The following is a 1,238-nucleotide window of genomic DNA, read 5'->3' on the forward strand; positions in this document are numbered from 1 at the left end:
CGCGCGCAGCGCCCGCGACAGGCTCATGAGCCCGCGCTCGGCGCGCAGGCGCGCCGGGACCGGGTCGGGGAAGGTCGAGGCGGCCTCGAGGGCCCCCGAGACGATCCTGCGCATCCAGGCGCGGCTGACGCCCTCGGTCACCGGATGGACCGGCAGGATGGTCCCGGTGGACGCGCCCGCGTCGAGCCGCTCGTACTGGGGGCCGCTCATCTGCTTGAACCCGTAGGCGAACTCGACCTTGCCCATGACGGCGATGCGGTCGCCCGGATGGAGGTCCCGGGCGATCCAGGGCTGCTTGAAGAAGGCGGCCTGCATGACGCCCGTCTCGTCGTCGAGGTAGACCTCGGTCACGGAGAGGCGGGGGCGGGGGTGCTTCTCGCTCACGCGGTCGACGGTCGCGACCACCGTGGCGACCTCCCCGATGCGCGCCGCCTCGATGCTCGAGGCGTGCGAGAAGTCGAGGTAGCTGCGCGGGATATGGAGAAGGAGGTCCCCCACCGTCTCGATGCCGAGCCGGTGCAGGGCCTCCTCGCGCGCACCCGACACGTATTTCAGGCGCGCGGCGTCCTGGCTGAGGACGGCCGCGCGGGACAGACGCGCCGACACGCGGGGTGCGGCGATGCGGTGCGCCATACGGGAACCTACTCGATGGAGAAGATGACCGGATAGAGGGGCTGCTCGCCGCGATGCGGGTCGATCTCGAGGTCGGGCTGGTCCTCCTCGATGGCGGCGACGATCTCCTCGAACGCCTCGTCGGACAGGTCCGAGCCGGCGAGGATGGTGAGCGTGTCCCCCTCCTCCTCGGCCTGCATGCGGCGCACGCACTCGAGCGTGACGTCCTTGACGTCGGAGCCGACCACGTCGATGGAGCCCGAGACGATGCCCATGACGTCGCCGGAGCGGATGGGCGAGCCGTCGGCCGCCTGGGAGTCGCGCACGGCGGTCGTAACCTCGCCGTCGCGCACCTCGGACGCAGCCTCGGCCATGGCCTCGACGACCTCCTCGACCGGGGCGACGAAGATCTTCCCGTCCCCCACCTCGCCGGTGCGCGCCGCCGCGCAGATGACCGCCACGATGTCGTCGACCTGCGAGTCGTCGACCACCAGGTCGAACTGGACCTTGGGGATGGTGTTCAGCGGCACCTGCCTGCCGCGCACGTACTCCGTCCAGCCGTGGCTGTTGCCGCAGCCCTGGACCTGCACGATGGTCATGCCCCGCACGTGCGCCTCGAACAGCGC

Annotated in this window: 2 protein-coding genes; both read right to left on the reverse strand. The window is 71.2% G+C overall.

From position 1 onward, the window contains the following. A partial coding sequence (locus tag INF29_RS14315) for an OB-fold nucleic acid binding domain-containing protein (protein WP_243184194.1) occupies positions 1–633 on the reverse strand: 633 nt, incomplete at its 3' end. A gap of 8 nt (positions 634–641) precedes the next feature. Further along, positions 642–1,238 (reverse strand): P-II family nitrogen regulator (locus INF29_RS14320; RefSeq protein WP_207728189.1); only part of this gene is annotated, 597 nt, incomplete at its 5' end.

Source organism: Anaerotignum lactatifermentans, assembly GCF_014982935.1.
Lineage (GTDB): Bacteria > Bacillota > Clostridia > Lachnospirales > Anaerotignaceae > Anaerotignum > Anaerotignum lactatifermentans.